The sequence below is a fragment of the Christiangramia lutea genome, assembly GCF_022489035.1.
Taxonomy (GTDB): Bacteria; Bacteroidota; Bacteroidia; order Flavobacteriales; family Flavobacteriaceae; genus Christiangramia; species Christiangramia lutea.
Map to the genome: position 1 here is coordinate 959,179 of NZ_JAKVTV010000001.1, position 15,785 is coordinate 974,963.

Annotated in this window: 19 protein-coding genes; 3 read left to right on the top strand and 16 right to left on the bottom strand. The window is 38.0% G+C overall.

Annotated elements, in window-relative coordinates; genetic code table 11:
* Positions 1-111: 111 nt before the first annotated feature.
* The 6 genes from accC to pdxA all read right to left on the bottom strand — a co-directional run bounded on the left by accC (position 112) and on the right by pdxA (position 5,124).
* A complete protein-coding gene (accC, locus tag ML462_RS04390) occupies positions 112-1,461 on the bottom strand; it encodes an acetyl-CoA carboxylase biotin carboxylase subunit (protein ID WP_240712535.1) in 1,350 nt (449 codons plus the stop codon).
* A gap of 64 nt (positions 1,462-1,525) precedes the next feature.
* A complete protein-coding gene (gene accB / locus ML462_RS04395) occupies positions 1,526-2,038 on the bottom strand; it encodes an acetyl-CoA carboxylase biotin carboxyl carrier protein (protein ID WP_240712536.1) in 513 nt (170 codons plus the stop codon).
* 21 nt (positions 2,039-2,059) lie between these two features.
* A complete protein-coding gene (locus ML462_RS04400) occupies positions 2,060-3,058 on the bottom strand; it encodes a beta-ketoacyl-ACP synthase III (protein ID WP_240712537.1) in 999 nt (332 codons plus the stop codon).
* 180 nt (positions 3,059-3,238) lie between these two features.
* On the bottom strand, positions 3,239-3,436 hold the full coding sequence (gene rpmF / locus ML462_RS04405; RefSeq protein ID WP_026932948.1) for a 50S ribosomal protein L32: 198 nt from the start codon (positions 3,434-3,436) through the stop codon (positions 3,239-3,241).
* A gap of 13 nt (positions 3,437-3,449) precedes the next feature.
* On the bottom strand, positions 3,450-3,983 hold the full coding sequence (locus ML462_RS04410; RefSeq protein ID WP_240712538.1) for a YceD family protein: 534 nt from the start codon (positions 3,981-3,983) through the stop codon (positions 3,450-3,452).
* Positions 3,984-4,077: 94 nt separating this feature from the next.
* Positions 4,078-5,124: a 4-hydroxythreonine-4-phosphate dehydrogenase PdxA gene (pdxA, locus tag ML462_RS04415; protein ID WP_240712539.1), complete on the bottom strand. Its 1,047-nt coding sequence runs from the start codon at positions 5,122-5,124 to the stop codon at positions 4,078-4,080.
* Positions 5,125-5,185: 61 nt separating this feature from the next.
* Here pdxA and ML462_RS04420 point away from each other — a divergent pair, with 61 nt between their 5' ends.
* Entirely contained in the window at positions 5,186-5,773 is a 588-nt protein-coding gene (locus ML462_RS04420; protein ID WP_240712540.1) for a riboflavin synthase, read from the top strand.
* On the opposite strand, the gene ML462_RS04425 is transcribed toward ML462_RS04420, so the two are convergent.
* Positions 5,757-6,077: a hypothetical protein gene (locus ML462_RS04425; RefSeq protein ID WP_240712541.1), complete on the bottom strand. Its 321-nt coding sequence runs from the start codon at positions 6,075-6,077 to the stop codon at positions 5,757-5,759. The genes ML462_RS04420 and ML462_RS04425 overlap by 17 nt on opposite strands.
* A gap of 790 nt (positions 6,078-6,867) precedes the next feature.
* The gene (locus tag ML462_RS04430) at positions 6,868-7,905 is read right to left on the bottom strand and encodes a GTP pyrophosphokinase (RefSeq protein ID WP_240712542.1); all 1,038 of its coding nucleotides are present in this window, start codon (positions 7,903-7,905) and stop codon (positions 6,868-6,870) included.
* A 210-nt stretch (positions 7,906-8,115) separates the two neighbouring features.
* On the opposite strand from ML462_RS04430, the gene ML462_RS04435 reads away from it, so the two are divergent.
* Together ML462_RS04435 and ML462_RS04440 are read left to right on the top strand one after the other, a co-directional pair.
* Positions 8,116-8,298, top strand: coding sequence for a Lacal_2735 family protein (locus ML462_RS04435; RefSeq protein WP_240712543.1), 183 nt, complete (start codon positions 8,116-8,118; stop codon positions 8,296-8,298).
* A 14-nt stretch (positions 8,299-8,312) separates the two neighbouring features.
* The gene (locus tag ML462_RS04440) at positions 8,313-9,224 is read left to right on the top strand and encodes a YitT family protein (protein ID WP_240712544.1); all 912 of its coding nucleotides are present in this window, start codon (positions 8,313-8,315) and stop codon (positions 9,222-9,224) included.
* Between the two features lie 147 nt (positions 9,225-9,371).
* On the opposite strand, the gene ML462_RS04445 is transcribed toward ML462_RS04440, so the two are convergent.
* The 8 genes from ML462_RS04445 to ML462_RS04480 all read right to left on the bottom strand — a co-directional run bounded on the left by ML462_RS04445 (position 9,372) and on the right by ML462_RS04480 (position 15,764).
* Positions 9,372-10,139, bottom strand: a complete 768-nt coding sequence (locus tag ML462_RS04445) for a carbonic anhydrase family protein (RefSeq protein ID WP_240712545.1) — start codon at positions 10,137-10,139, stop codon at positions 9,372-9,374.
* Positions 10,140-10,162: 23 nt separating this feature from the next.
* On the bottom strand, positions 10,163-10,735 hold the full coding sequence (locus ML462_RS04450) for a DUF2490 domain-containing protein (protein WP_341481575.1): 573 nt from the start codon (positions 10,733-10,735) through the stop codon (positions 10,163-10,165).
* Positions 10,648-10,860 (bottom strand): hypothetical protein, encoded by a 213-nt coding sequence (locus ML462_RS04455; protein ID WP_240712546.1) that lies wholly within the window; start codon positions 10,858-10,860, stop codon positions 10,648-10,650. Before ML462_RS04455 ends, ML462_RS04450 begins: the two co-directional genes overlap by 88 nt.
* A 317-nt stretch (positions 10,861-11,177) precedes the next feature.
* Positions 11,178-12,152, bottom strand: coding sequence for a LacI family DNA-binding transcriptional regulator (locus ML462_RS04460; RefSeq protein WP_240712547.1), 975 nt, complete (start codon positions 12,150-12,152; stop codon positions 11,178-11,180).
* Between the two features lie 39 nt (positions 12,153-12,191).
* Positions 12,192-13,196: a class 1 fructose-bisphosphatase gene (gene fbp, locus ML462_RS04465; RefSeq protein ID WP_240712548.1), complete on the bottom strand. Its 1,005-nt coding sequence runs from the start codon at positions 13,194-13,196 to the stop codon at positions 12,192-12,194.
* 38 nt (positions 13,197-13,234) lie between these two features.
* Complete coding sequence (locus tag ML462_RS04470; RefSeq protein ID WP_240712549.1) at positions 13,235-13,906, bottom strand: bifunctional 4-hydroxy-2-oxoglutarate aldolase/2-dehydro-3-deoxy-phosphogluconate aldolase; 672 nt, start codon at positions 13,904-13,906, stop codon at positions 13,235-13,237.
* Between the two features lie 7 nt (positions 13,907-13,913).
* The gene (locus ML462_RS04475; RefSeq protein ID WP_240712550.1) at positions 13,914-14,933 is read right to left on the bottom strand and encodes a sugar kinase; all 1,020 of its coding nucleotides are present in this window, start codon (positions 14,931-14,933) and stop codon (positions 13,914-13,916) included.
* A gap of 66 nt (positions 14,934-14,999) precedes the next feature.
* Positions 15,000-15,764, bottom strand: coding sequence for an SDR family NAD(P)-dependent oxidoreductase (locus ML462_RS04480; protein WP_240712551.1), 765 nt, complete (start codon positions 15,762-15,764; stop codon positions 15,000-15,002).
* Positions 15,765-15,785 lie beyond the last annotated feature (21 nt).

Consider the following 15,785-nt stretch of genomic DNA (forward strand, 5'->3'; position numbering starts at 1 on the left):
GGAGTCGTATTTTCTAGGCTGAAAATACAAAAAAAACCTCCAGGGTAAAGGCTAGCCTGGAGGTCTACTTTCAATAAATAAAAAACCCCGGAAAATCCGGGGTTGATATATTTACTCTTCCATGGGTTTCATCTTGAAATCTTCCATGAATTTCGTTGTATAATTTCCTTCAATATAATCTGGATGATCCATCAATTGTCTATGGAATGGAATCGTGGTTTTAATTCCTTCAATCACAAATTCATCTAGAGCACGCTTCATCTTATTGATCGCCTCTTCTCTGGTTTGAGCTGTAGTGATCAGTTTTGCGATCATAGAGTCATAATTTGGTGGAATTATGTATCCACTGTAAACATGAGTATCTATTCGAACCCCATGCCCGCCTGGTGCATGTAGATTTGTGATCTTACCAGGTGAAGGTCTGAAATTATGATAAGGATCCTCAGCGTTTATTCTACATTCTATGGAATGTAACTGAGGGAAATAATTCTTTCCTGAAATTGGCACTCCCGCCGCTACGAGGATCTGCTCACGAATAAGATCGTAATCTATCACCTGTTCGGTAATTGGATGCTCTACCTGAATACGTGTATTCATCTCCATGAAATAGAAGTTTCTATGCTTATCAACAAGAAATTCTACGGTACCGGCGCCTTCATATTTAATGAATTCTGCCGCCTTTACGGCTGCTTCTCCCATTTTCTCCCGAAGCGTATCAGTCATAAATGGAGATGGAGTTTCTTCAGTTAACTTCTGGTGGCGACGCTGTACGGAACAGTCTCTTTCTGAAAGGTGACATGCTTTTCCGCTGCTATCTCCTACCACCTGGATCTCGATATGGCGAGGCTCTTCAATAAGCTTTTCCATATACATTCCGTCGTTACCAAAAGAGGCTTCGGCTTCTTTTCTGGCCGATTCCCATGCCGGCTCAAGATCTTCTTCTTTCCAAACGGCACGCATCCCTTTTCCACCACCACCGGCAGTAGCTTTCAGCATGACTGGAAATCCAATCTCTTTGGCCAGTTTAAGGCATTCTTTATAATCTTTCAGGATTCCTTCAGATCCAGGAACACAAGGTACTCCGGCAGCTCTCATCGTAGCTTTAGCCGTAGCCTTATCTCCCATTTTTGAGATCATTTCAGGAGAAGCCCCAATAAATTTGATATCGTGCTCATCGCAGATCTTTGAAAACTTGGCGTTTTCAGAAAGAAATCCGTATCCAGGGTGAATCGCATCAGCATTTGTGATCTCTGCTGCGGCGATGATATTTGATATTTTCAGATAAGAAAGGTTACTCGGTGCAGGTCCTATACATACGGCCTCATCAGCAAATCTCACGTGCAGGCTTTCAGCGTCTGCGGTTGAGTAAACTGCCACCGTCTTTATACCCATTTCCTTACAGGTACGGATAACGCGTAAAGCGATCTCCCCTCTGTTTGCAATCAATATTTTCTTAAACATACCTAGTTGCTTTTAAAGTTCTGAAGCCATAATCTGGCTTGCAGTTGTTAAAACGGGCAGTAATTTATGACGGATCAACTAAAAATAATGGCTGATCGAACTCCACAGGGGAAGAATCTTCTACCAGTACTTTCACGATCTTTCCGGAAACTTCACTTTCAATCTCATTGAAAAGCTTCATAGCCTCGATGATACAAAGCACATCTCCTTCTTTCACTGTATCTCCAACCTCGGCAAAGGTAGGTTTGTCTGGAGAAGGTTTTCTGTAGAAAGTACCAATAATTGGTGATTTCACAGTGATATATTTTGAATCGTCTTCGGCAGATTCCTTCGACTCTTTTTGCGGAGCTTCGGTTTCCTGCTGTGGTGCCGGAGACTGTTGCTGAGCTGGCTGTTGAGCCGGCATTTGCGGCATCTGTTGTTGTCCGCCCACAGGTACCTGCTGTACTATGGTAGTTTCTTTTTCGTCTGAACCTGTTCTAATGGTAATTTTTACGTCACCAGTTTCCAGCTTCACCTCGCTTGCGCCAGACTTGGCTACAAATTTAATCAGGTTCTGAATTTCCTTTAAATCCATAATAATTGGTGTTGGTTTTTTTTACGAGTTATAAGCCCATTTCAGATACGTGGCTCCCCAAGTGAAACCACCTCCAAAAGAGGCAAATATTATATTATCTCCTTTTTTAAAATTCTTTTCGAAATCACTAAGCAAAAGTGGCAACGTGGCAGAAGTTGTATTTCCGTAACGTTGAATGTTCATAAGAACCTTACTTTCATCGTTAAGCCCCATCCTGTTTGCGGTAGCATCTATGATACGTTTATTCGCCTGGTGGGCCACTAGCCAGTTTACATCCTCATTAGAAAGATTGTTCCTTTTCATGATCTGCTCACTTACACCGGCCATATTTGAAACTGCAAACTTAAATACCGTTTTACCATCCTGTCTTACGAAATGAAGCTTTTTAGCTACGGTTTCTTCAGTAGGAGGGGTTATAGATCCACCTGCTTCTATTTTTAAAGATTCACGACCTATGGAATCACTTCTTAAGATCTCGTCCTGCAGACCTAGACCTTCGTTATTCGGCTCCATAAGAACTGCTCCCGCACCATCTCCAAAGATGATACAGGTTGTCCTGTCTGTATAATCGATGATCGAAGACATTTTATCTGCTCCAATCACAACCACCTTTTTATATCTTCCTGATTCTATATATGCCGCGGCGGTTGACATTCCATATAAAAAGCTGGAACATGCCGCCTGCAGGTCATAGGAAAATGCATTGGTTGCACCTATCTGGGTAGCCACATGAACACCTGTAGAGGCCACAGGCATATCTGGAGTGGCAGTAGCCATGATAATAAGATCTATTTCTTTGGGGTCCAGGTTTGATTTTTGAAGTAATTCTTTTGCTGCCTGGATTGCGAGATATGAAGTTCCTTTTTTCGGATCTTTTAGAATTCGTCTTTCTTTAATTCCGGTTCTGGTGGTAATCCATTCATCATTTGTATCCACCATTTCTTCCAACATCTTGTTGGTTAATACATCCTCAGGTACGTAAGCACCTACAGCCGTAATTGCTGCCGTGATTTTACTCATATATTTGGATTTAATTCACCTGTCACCGGCCCTCTCTTTTTCTAAAGTGTAACAAGAAAATTACTAAATTATATTATAACCGGCGTGCAAATTAAGGTCTTTTTAGGACTTAATCAACTAAAAACAAAAAACTCCCACTATGTGAGAGTTTCTGTAATTATTTGAAGCTCTAAAGCTAAACTATGCTTCTACTTCCTCGGTATTATCGATTAATACCTGACCACGGTAATAAAGTTTACCTTCGTGCCAGTGAGCTCTGTGGTAAAGGTGTGCTTCACCTGTTACAGAATCTACAGCCACTTTTGGAGCTGAAGCTTTATAATGTGTTCTTCTCTTATCTCTTCTGGTTTTAGAGATTTTTCTCTTTGGATGTGCCATGGCTTCCTATTAATTATTCGTTTAGTAAATTTTTTAATTTGTCCCAGCGAGGATCTATATCATCCTCATTTTTCTTTTTCTGATTTTTCAAACTAAGTTCTTCCAGTTTGTCGAGTACTTCAGATTTCAAGGTTCCGTCTTCTACTCCCGGATGTATCCTCTTTTGAGGCACCGAAAGTACGACCAATTCATATATATATTGCTGAATATTTACCTCATATTCTCCATGTGGCAGAATTAGTAAATCTTCATCTTCATTATTGAATTCGTCTCCAAACTTGATCACCAGAAACAATTGACTGTCTATTGGCTGATCGTAAGGCTCGTTGGTTAGATCACAGTTAACATTAACTGTTCCTGTTGCCCTGAAAGTTAACTCCATCATGGTTGTTTTCTTCTCGAACAACAAGTCGATCTTTACATCGGCTTTATTGAATTCTTCATACTCAAAATACTCAAAGAACGCGTTATCTAATTCATACTCAAACTGGTGCTTTCCAAGCTTTAATCCCTTAAAAGGAATTGTAAACTCTGCTAAATCCCTCATTTCTCCACAGTTTTGAGTGCCCACGTTTCCGTTAAGGCGGGTGCAAAGATATAAAAATTAATCAATTATGCTCTTTTTATAAACAATTTTTTGTTTATATCTTCCTTCCTTGTTTCTGCAATTGATTTTCAGTCAAAACCTTATACTCTTCCCTTGCTTTGTAGATCTCGATGCCTTTAAAAACAGCCTCCTTAAAAGAATTAATATTCGCTTCATTCTTTCCGGCAATTTCAAAAGCAGTCCCGTGATCTGGAGAGGTACGAACCTTATTTAGCCCAGCAGTGAAATTCACGCCTCTTCCAAAAGATAAGGTTTTGAAAGGAACCAATCCCTGATCGTGATAAGATGCAATTACAGCATCAAAGTTTTTATAATTTTTAGTGCCGAAGAAACTATCGGCCGCATAAGGTCCAAATATCAGATCTCCTTTATCTCTTAGTTTTTTAATGGTAGGCTTCAAGACTTCTTCATCTTCTTTACCAATCAAACCATTATCACCACTATGCGGATTAATTCCCAGAACCGCGATCTTAGGTTTTCTAACCCTAAAATCACTTTTTAATGTTTGCTGAATGGTTTTGATCTTTTTCTCGATAAGTTCCGGAGTTATAACAGATGCAATGTCTTTTAAAGCAACATGATCTGTTAACAATCCAACTTTTAAATTATCTGTGATCATAAACATAAGGCTTTCTCCTCCCAGTTCCCTGGCCAGGAAATCTGTATGTCCCGGAAATTTAAATTTATCAGACTGAATGGTCGCCTTATTTATGGGAGCAGTAACCAATACATCTATTTCATCATTTTTTAAGGAGGTCGTAGCCGCTTCTAAAGATTTAAAAGCATACTCCCCAATTTTTGGATCTTCCTCACCAAAATTGATATTTACGTTTTCCTTCCAGACATTTATAACATTCACCTTCCCGTCTATGGCCTTCGAAGGATGATCTATCCCCTGAAGATGAAGAGAAAGCTTATATTGTTTTTTTATAAAATTGAGGATCTTGGAATTCGCGAAAATTATCGGGGTACAAAAATCCAGCATTCTGGAATCATCAAAGGTTTTAAGCACTATCTCACTCCCTATTCCATTAAGATCACCAATACTAATTCCTAATTTGATCATTTCGGTTTGTTTCATAAAGTTTCCCGATATAATATTTTAATTTTACACACAAATGTAACCATTATTATAGAAAAGAATGTTCACAGGGATAGTAGAGGAGATTGGTAAAATCACGAATTTGAAAAAATCGGGTAATAATTTAGACATTACCGTAAGGGCAAAAATGACTCCTGAGCTAAAAATAGATCAGAGTGTTTCGCATAATGGAACCTGTTTAACAGTAGTTGAAATTCAAGATGAGGAATATAAAGTTACTGCTGTAAAGGAAACACTTGAAAAGACCAATTTGGGGAATCTTGAAGTTGGATCGCCCGTAAACCTGGAAAGAGGTATGAAAATGGGTGACAGGCTTGACGGTCACATTGTACAGGGTCATGTAGACCAGACAGCCATCTGCAAAAAAATTAAAGAGGCAGATGGTAGCTGGGAATTTACTTTTAAATATGATAAGGAAGTAGGAAATGTAACTATTGAAAAAGGGTCAATAACCATTAATGGGGTAAGTCTTACCGTTGTTAATTCAAAAATAGACGAATTCAGCGTCGCCATCATTCCTTACACCTATAATCATACTACGTTTAAAAACCTGAAAGAAGAAGATACCGTAAACCTGGAATTTGATGTGATCGGGAAATATGTAAAAAGGATTACTGAACTGTCTTAGTATTCTCAAAGTCCCGTAGCTTGTAACAACCATACATAGCACCAACAGCCATTAGAATATAAACATAATCATCTATTGGCAGACACAGTCCTACCGGTGGTGGTACACCCTGGCCATTTCCGTTTCCACCACCATTTCCACCGCCATTTCCATTACCATTCCCAGGATCACAAGGCGGACCTCTACGACCTCCCTGCTGTTTATTAGGTTCAGGTGGGCCTTTTCCATCCTTCTGGGAATAAGCAAATTCGCTCACCCCAAGAGAAAAGATCAAAATCAGAAATATTACTCTAATTCGGGCCATTGATAAAATGGTTAGTATTGTCGGTAAAAGCCTTAAATTTAGCGTTATAGGAAATAAAACCTGGTCTAAGGTAAGAATTTTCCACAATAACAATTAATAATAACTCATATTAAAATATTGCATTCTCAAGCATACCTAAATTATGTACGAAATATATCGATTTTTAGTTTTTCAAAAAATATTTAGGATAAGAAAAATTGGGGTGAAAATAAGTATAATTAACTAACTACCAATCACCTCAATTTTCAATAATTATTAAGCGATCCCTCCGTGATCATTTTTTTCAAAGGTTCCTCATGCTACAGAACTTACAAACCAGGATATTCAGCCGAAATCTTAAAATTTTTAAGAATTTAATTCTGAATAAAAATCAAATGTATCTAATTTAAAATCAAAAACTTAAATACCTGAAAAGTCTATTTTGCTTCCTAAAAATAGTAAAACATTTTTGTAAAACGTTAATATTTTTAACATTTTATATATAATTTGTGTTCTCTTTTTAGATGGTAGTGATAAGGAATAAAAATGAAATAAAGATCTTAACGTTTTCAATCAGCTTAAGCTTATTGGGAATATTTGTATTTATATATTACGTATTTTTTGTTTAAACAATTTTGATCTAATTGTAATACGCCTCGCAGAATTTTTAAGACTAATCTTCTTTACTTTTTTGCCTGTTCAAATTAAAATCTATTTTTCATAATAAAATACCCTTTCCTCAGGTTGGTTTCTTGTAGTATTTGCAATCAGAATCGAACCAAGTAGATCTAATACTGAATAAGTGTACCGGTTAACGATTGTATTTGATAAAGGATTTAATTCTCTCGATTTCAATATCTTTTGACCTTGCTCCTTTTAGGGTAACCAATGTAGAAATTAATTCTACATTAGTAGGAGCGTGACCCAGATTAGCAACATATGTGTTTCTTATAGTCACTAACCGCCTGGGAATTGCGATTTTCATTAAATCCCCTATAGATCTGATATCCCGGCTAAAGAGGATCTTTAATATTGGATTTAGCTCTATTAAGGAGCACTGTATTCCTATTTCTTTTAGAACTTTAGGTGCATTTTCAAAATTAAGAATGTCGGAATCTTTGTAGGCAGCAAATTGCTGATTATGAATAAGATCTTCATATAAAAGATTGAAATGTTCGTCTATTACTCCCACCTCTCTGCTTAGAATTTGTAAACGATTTTTTGCAGAAAGACTCGGCCTATGTTCGGGTTTATAGCAAAGTACATGTTCAAGCTCACACCAAAGTTCCTGGGCGAGAGTACGAACCTGGATTTCAAAAAAAGGTCTTTCCTCCTTTTTTAATGCGCTAGATTTTAATTGAAGAGTATAATGTATAGAGGAATAACCACTTTCCTTTGACTCGCTTTCAAAATGAGCCAAACCCAGTCTCTTGAGAGTGTCGGCATTCATAAATGCTTCCGGCCGATGCTCTTCTGAAATTTCAAAAACTCCTGAACTACGAATCTCTTTATCCACTAGCGGTAATTGCGAAGTAAAATATACGATCACTCTAACTCCGATAGTATCATGCATGTTTTGAATACTCTCCAGGCAAAGTCCCCCTGGAAATTGCTCAGATTTCCGGTAGATCTTATCCACCACTTTATCAGAATGTTTAATTCTAGTCATTACGATCCTTATAGGCGTAGGTGCCGCGACTCCATTACCTGCCGTATATTTTTTCCAGTAACCTGGCTCCTCCCAGGTTTTCAGGATGGTATTTAATTCCTGATGAGTTGGATTTAGAGTGTTTACCTTGTATTTCTCATACAGCTCAAGAAACTCTTTTAACTCTAATGAGTATCTCATAGTTAAGGAATGATATTATAGATAAGACTTATCAGCATTGAAAATACGGATTTAAATGTAGGCAAATAACATTTTCCTGAAAAAACGAATTTTTTTCTCCTTGCTAAGATAGTTCTCTGTTTTTAAGGATAATCAAAACCTAAAATTTCAATAAAACGTTTTCCTTGTACCCGGTAAAATTCTATTTATCATATCTTTAAACAAAAAGCTATGTTCGGATTATTCAAAAAAAAATCGGAGATCGAAAAACTTGAGATCAAGTACAGGAAATTACTTGAGGAAGCTCACCGTTTGTCTACGAGTAATAGAAGTCTAAGTGATGAAAAATCCTATGAGGCAAATGAGGTCTTAAAGGAGATCGACAAACTAAAAGCGGAAAAGGGAGGCAAATAAGAATTCGATAAAACATGAGATTTAAACCAATACTTTTCTGGGAAATTCTTCAATTATCTTTAGCCATATTTCTAGCCAGCATCGGTTTGAAAGCTTTTTTGCTGCCCAATGGATTTTTGGATGGTGGGGTCACCGGAATTTCAATTTTGCTAAACAAAACTACGGGTATTGAAATTTCATTAATTCTGCCAATTATAAGCATCCCTTTTTTTATTATAGGTTGGTTCACCGTTTCCAAAAGGATCGTAATTAGATCGGTTATTTCTGTACTTATCTTATCCCTGGTTATTCATTTCGAGAACTTCCAGTCTATAACCGATGATAAACTGTTGATCTCCATATTCGGCGGACTCTTTCTGGGAGCAGGAATAGGACTTGCCATTAAGACCGGAGCAGTACTTGACGGATCTGAGATCCTGGGAATATTTGTGAACGAACGTTCAGGGATTTCCATTGGCTTGGTTATTTTCTGGTTCAACGTTGTGTTATTTCTACTTGCCGGTATCTTGTTTTCCATGGAAGTTGTAATGTATTCGGTACTTACCTATATAATTACAGCCAAAACAGTAGATCTTATCTTAGAAGGTTTTGAAGATTATGTAGGACTTATGGTAGTAACTTCAAGATCTAAGGAAATGCAGAAAGCCCTTTTAAAAGACATTGGCCAGGGCATGACTATTTACCAGGGTTCCCGGGGTTATGGAAGTCAGGGTGAAAAACAAGATCTTGAAATCATTCATACAGTAGTGAACAGGATTGATACTAAAAAAGTATATAGAGTCCTGAAAACTGTTGATAAAGATGCTTTTATTATCGAATTCGACGTGAATAAGGTTTCTGGTGGGGTGTTGCGCAAATATCTTACAAGGCGGAAGCAACGCCAGTTATCACCAAGCCTTTTCCATGAGAATGGAATTGAGGTCTAAGAATTAAGACCGGGACAAAAATACTCTTAAACTGAAGCTGAATTTAAAATAATTGCAAAAAAATAGCAGAAGAGTCTAGTTGTAGGGCTCTTCTGCTATCTTTAATTCAGGGGCAAAAAGTATTTCTGCTGTTTAATGCAGGAATATTTAATCGTTATTGAATTCTACCTCACCGGTTTCCATATTATAAACTGCTGAAACGATCATGATCTTGCCATCGTCTTCCATCTGAGCCATGGTTGGTGAAGCTTCCCGGATATTCGCTACCGTACGCATAGCATTAGTATTGATCACATTATTAGTGAATTCAGTGTTTTTTGAACTGCGTTCTCCGTTCGGTTCGGTTTCTTCTACCGCGGGTTCGATCTCATCCAGTAGATCAGCCAGGGAATTCATGTTCATAGATTTTGCATCTACCTGGTCTATCGCTGATTTTAAAGCGCCACAGGCGGTATGTCCCATCACGATCACCACTTTGGAACCGGCCACGGCAGTAGCGAATTCCATGGAGCTAACAATGTCGGCATTTTCAATATTTCCGGCTACCCTGGCTACAAAGATATCCCCAATTCCAAGGTCGAATACATCCTCAACCGGCACACGGCTATCTACACAGGATAGTACGATCGCTTTGGGATACTGCCCGATCATCGCTCTTCTGCGCTGGGCGGAATGATCACGTTGTGTAAGATTGTTATTTACGAAATTCTCATTTCCTTTTTTCAACCTTCCAATGATCTCCTGTGGCGTCATATCTGCCTGCTCTTCGGCTGTAAGAATACTTTTTACAACACCTTCTTCAACTATTTCGGTTTGCTCCTGCACCTCTGCAGTTTCCGTCTTTTTCTCATCCTGGCAGGAGGTCAAAAATCCTGTTGCCAACATCATTAATAATGGTAATCCTAGCTTTTTCATCTTTTTTTCAATTTAAGTTAGTATTAAAAGGTATGATGGAGACTAACTTGTAATTGACCTTTCTGCCAATTTACGGTTGTTTGTTCCATCCAACCCAGCTGCATTCTTAATTTATCGTTCAGGGCATAGCCAAGCCCCAGGTAAGTACGGTTACGGTCAAAAAATTGAACTTCACGCCCATTGCCTATTTTTGGTTCCCCGTTTATAAATATCTCGTTATAAAAAGCAAAATATGGAGTTCCTTTATCAAGAGTAGTTCCTTCAAAAGGAATGTTTATGAACAGGTTATAGCGGTATCTTGTTCTGAAATCCTGGTCTTCCACCCATCGCTGTTCGTAACGAATTCTATGAGTAAGAAGAAGCCTTTTCCATATGGTTTGTCCAAAAAGTGCTTCCTGGTAGATCCTGTTCTCTGATACTGGAGCATCGATATCCCGACCATATCGTCCAGTAGTTATATTTGCGTATCCCAGTGTAAATTTAATTCCCGAATTGGTTGGTGTAAAGGTTAATCCTGTTCGTAGTAATAGTTGTTCCCTGTCTCCAAGACCTCGCCAGTCACGATATTGATAATCTCCCTGCAGCCCCCATTGGATTCACCAAAATTGGTATTCCAGAAATACATATACCAAGCTCCAAGTTGATCCTCATCTGGAGACTGGGCTCTAGCCTGGAATAAAGTAAGGCAAACTACTACAAATAGAAAAATAGATCTATTCATTTTGTTTGATTTTTATTGTTTTTCATTAAACAAAAAGCATACCCATTTTATTCAACTTCAAATTTTTAACATATTCAAAGACATTTTTTTACAATTTTAATATTCCTGACAAAAAAAACTTTCAGTTTCCTGAATGGCTTTCTATTACCACTGTGGTGACACCTGTTCTCGAACCAGGGACCTGATTATGAGAATTCGCTTTGGACAATTAAACCAGTTACGATGAGCGTATTCGGCTGGAAATAGAATTTTAATAATCCAAAATGGAATTTAATCGTATAAAGATTGTTTATAAAGATATTTCTTGGGTCTCCTTATCATTCTTCAGTGACAGGTTCTAACTCGAATTCGATAGGCTCAGCTGGCATTATTCCTTCTATCCTGTCTATCAATGTGTCTATAGCTGTAATGCCCTGTTCAGTTCCATTTAGAGAAAAATATTTTATTTGTGGTGATGGTGGAAAATATTCCGTTTTTTCCAAACAAAATATCTCAATTTCTCGTACTACCTCAAACTTCTTGAAGACTTCTATGATCTTGGCTAGCAGGCAGGCATAAGGGACTATTATCGCATCTATTTTCCCTTCCTGCACAAATTTTGCAATCGAATCTAATTCGTAGTTCGAAATTTGAAATATTATTTTTTGAAGCGATTTGGCTTTTAAGGCATTTAGATATCCTGCTTTTCTTTTCTGCAATTTACATTCCTCATCATCTCGAGAAACAAAGCCAATTTTTGAATATCCTTCAGAATAGAGTTGGAGAGTAAGTTTTTCTACCAAATAAGATTGATTAATGGTTACCTTATCTGAAGATAAATCGTCTAGAACCCGATCAAATTGTACAAGAGGCGTATTGAAATTTTTAAGCTGTCTTAAATGAGATAATTTCCTAAAGTGATAGGTTTCTATAGAGGGGGAAATAATTATTCCATCTACCTGTGATTGAATCAACCTTTGGATACATTGCACTTCCTTCTTATAAGATTCATTACTTATACATAAGACCAGGCGATAATTTTTGGAGTTCATCCGCTCCTCTATTGCCTTTAACGCATCAGAATAAATTTTAGCATCAAGTGAAGGCAAAACTACGCCTATACTTCTAGTTCTCTGGCCCTTTAAATTTCGAGCTGAAATATTAGGCATGTAATGGTTTAACCTGGCAACCTCCTGAACTCTTTCCTTTGTTCTTTCAGAAATTTCAGAACTATTATTGAGAGCTTTAGAAACAGTGCCTACAGATAAATTAAGAGATTCAGCAATGTCGCGGAGCCTGGTTGATTTTCTCATTGCTCTATAAATTAATCCTTGGTTTGCAATCCTATCATCCTAGCCTTCTTTCAAAAACTTTTCTGCCTTCTCAACCATTTCACGGTTTCCACAAATTAAAGGCACTCTTTGGTGCAACTCTTTTGGTGTGATATCGAGAATACGTTTAGATCCATCCGTTGCTTTTCCACCGGCCTGTTCAGTTAAAAAGGCCATGGGATTACTTTCATATAATAAACGTAGTTTCCCGTGAGGAGAGGTTGTACCTTCAGGATAAAGGTAAATTCCACCCAGAAGCATATTTCTATGAAAATCGGCTACTAATGAACCCGTATACCTTGAGGTAAATGGCCTGTTCTCATTTTCATCAAGTTCCTGAACCCATTTAATATATTTCTTGATTCCCTTTGGAAAGTGTATATAATTGCCCTCGTTTATAGAATAGGTATTCCCTTTCTTTGGAAATTTAATATTTGGATGAGACAGAAAGAATGAACCAATTCCGGGATCAAAAGTAAAACCGTTTACTCCATTTCCGCTTGTGTAAACAAGAATAGTAGAAGTCCCATAAATTATATACCCTGCGGCGACCTGGTTGCGGCCTGGTTGAAGAAAATCTTCTGAAGTTACCGGAGATCCTTCCTTTGAAATCCTCCTATAAATACTAAAAATAGTTCCTACGGTAATATCTACATCTATATTACTCGATCCATCCAGAGGGTCAATGAGAACTATATATTTTGCTTCACGATGTATGTCGTCATCGAAAACGATGAAATCTTCTAACTCCTCAGAACCCAGGCCACATACCTCACCCCGGTTCCTGAAGGTATCAATAAAAATATCATTAGCAATTAAATCCAGTTTTGCCTGGTTCTCTCCCTGAATATTCTGTTTCCCGATTTTGCCGAGTATCTCGGCCAGACCAGCTTTATTTATCTGTTGGTTTACCAGCTTTCCGGCTAGTTTGATGGAACTCAATAATGCACTAAGTTCTCCCTTGGCGTATGGAAAATCTTTCTGGTTCTCAATAATGAATTCTCCTAATGTAACATGTCTTTCCATAAACCTGATTTATTAATCTACCATAGAATATTTAAATCTTAAGCTGCATTCAACTGCTTGATGATTTTAAGACACTCTTTTGTGGAATTTTCAATTTTATCATAATCAAAATCTCCCGAAGCATCTTGCTTTATTAATTGAGAGCCCATTCCCACACAAATACAACCTGCCTCAAACCATTTTTTAAGGCTTTCCTTTGTTGGAGAGACTCCTCCAGTAGGCATTATACTTGTCCAGGGCTGTGGACCTTTGATCGCTTTAATAAATTCTGGACCATATACGGCTCCAGGAAATAGTTTTACGATCTCGCAACCATATTCTTCAGCCTTTGCGATTTCCGTAAGAGATCCACACCCTGGGAAAAATGCGACCTTCCTCCGGTTACAAACGATGGCGATATCCTCCCTAAACACAGGTGTTACTATAAAATCGGCTCCTAGTTGGATATACGTCGAAGCAGAAGCCGCATCAGTAATAGAGCCTATTCCTATAGCCATTTCAGGATATTTATTTCTTATGTAATCTGACATTTCCTGAAAAACCATATGTGCATTATACTCGCGGGCCGTAAATTCAATAACTCTTGCACCACCCCGATGGCACGCATCAATTATTTTTTTGGAAACACCAGTATCTGAATGACTAAATAGCGGAACTAAACCGGTAGCTCCCATAAGGTTATATACTTCTAATCGTGATAGTTTGGCCATAGTTGAATTATCTTTTGATTAAGGCTGAAAGATCACCTTTCATGATCGCATAAATTTCTTCTAATGAGGCAATATTAATGTCCCCGGTCATGGTATGCTTATAGGCACTGGTCGCCACAGAAAAATCAAGTATTTCCGGGTAATCCAGATTTTTATGCAATCCATAAATAATACCTGCCATAAATGCATCTCCGGTGCCCAGGCGATCTACTACTGGTAAAATTTCTTTTACTTCAGATGTGATCAATTTTCCAGAGGCATACATTATCCCCCCAATTTTCTGGTGAGAAGCACTTTCTGAATAACGCAGCGTTGTTGGCAGAAACTCCAGATGTGGACAGCTGTTGAGGATTTCATCATAAAAAACTTTTAAAGTCTCAGGCTTTTTATAATCCGGTTTAATTTCCTTTTTACCTAACATTTTAAATAAAGTGGCCAGGTCACCCAGTATCACATTCGTAATTCCAAGAATTTCGGGGAGAACCTCATTAGGCTGTTTACCCCATTTCCATAAAGTAGACCTGTAATTAAGGTCACAGGATATTTTGAGACCCATTTTTCTAGCAATTTTACATGCTTTCAAGCATTCTCGAGCTGCTTCCGCAGATATTCCAGGAGTTATACCAGACCAGTGAAACCAGCTTGCATTGCTAAACACTTTTGTCCAATCTATATCATCTTTTTCAATTTGAGCCACGGCACTTTCAGCACGATCATAGATAACCTTACTATGACGTATTGCACTACCCTTTTCAAGAAAATAAATCCCAAGACGATTTCCTCCCTGTACAATATGATCACTACCTACCTGATACCTGGAAATTTCAGAAATAGCTTTATTTCCAAAGTCATTATCCGGTAATTTTGTAACGAATTGCGTTGAAAGTCCCCACCTTTGCAAAGACGCAAGCGTATTAAACTCGGCACCGCTATAAGACACCTCAAATTCATTTGCCTGAAAAAACCGCAAATGTCCAGGTGGCGACAACCTCATCATCATTTCTCCAAAAGCTACAATACTTTTCATATGATCTTAATTTGAAAAAAGAAGATAGTTAATCTTCATATTTTTCAGAAATACAGCATTCCCTTTTTAAATTCCAAGAGCCTGGCCTCCACCAACCTGAATGGTTTCAGCCGTTAAGAATGCAGCATCGTCACTTACTAAAAATGATACTACTGAAGCTACATCTTCTGGTTGACCCAGCCTACCCAACATGATATTGTTTTTCCAGGAGGCAAAAACTTCCGGTTTAGTAGATTTAATTTGTGAATGAAACGGGGTATCTATAGTTCCCGGAGAAACTGCATTAACCCTAATACCATACTCAGCAAGATCTTTTGCCAGTGCCCTGGTTAAAGTGTGAACAGCTGCTTTGGAGGTCCCATAAATTCCCGCTCCGGGTCCACCAGCATTCCAACCGGCATTAGAAGTATAATTGATAATCGAGGGATGCTCTCCTTTTTTGAGGTAAGGAATAGCTGCTCTTGAAACAAAAAATGCTGAATCTAAATTTAAAGCCATTACCGACCGATAAAATTCTGTGGTCATTTCTTCAAATCTTGACCTACCGCCAAGCCCCCCGGCATTATTGATCACAGCATCTATTTTACCATATTTCTCTCCGATCTGTTTGATATTTGAAGATACTTCTTCTTCGTTGGTAACATCAAAACCATAATATTCTGCTTTGATCCCCTCTTTTTCCAGCTCTTTTACTCTTTGGGCTCCTTTATCATCTTCAATTCCGTTTAGGATCACATGATAGCCATCCTTACCAAGTCTTTTGGCTACAGCAAATCCAATACCTCCAGTGGCACCGGTAATTACTGCTATTTTTTTCTTTGAATCATTCATAGTTATTTAATTTAATAGTTA